The sequence below is a fragment of the Shewanella sp. S1-49-MNA-CIBAN-0167 genome, from assembly GCF_040310145.1.
Taxonomy (GTDB): domain Bacteria; phylum Pseudomonadota; class Gammaproteobacteria; order Enterobacterales; family Shewanellaceae; genus Shewanella; species Shewanella psychromarinicola.
On sequence record NZ_JBEOPO010000304.1, the window covers coordinates 1 to 266 of the forward strand.

The 266-nt window shown below is 37.6% G+C and carries 1 protein-coding gene; it reads right to left on the reverse strand.

What is annotated here, in order from left to right:
- Positions 1-266 (reverse strand): hypothetical protein (locus AAEZ00_RS21400; protein WP_351089935.1); only part of this gene is annotated, 266 nt, incomplete at both ends.

A 266-nucleotide genomic window follows, 5' to 3' on the forward strand; every position in this document is an offset into this window, starting at 1 on the left:
CAGTGTCTTTGAAGCCAAAAAAACGAATAAGCCGTTTTTGCCAATACAGCAAGCCAACTAAAACCAACATCATTGTGAGTAGAAATACCCCTAAGCCAATAAATATGCTGTGAGTGAGGCTGTAGATCACGATCCCAGAGCAAACACATAAACTGAAGATAAAGAGAACTAACAATGGAATAAATAAAAGCTGGCAAACAAGAAACTGTTTTGCTGCGGCAACATTTCGTAATATTTCCATAAAGAAAAGTTGGACTGTAGACTCT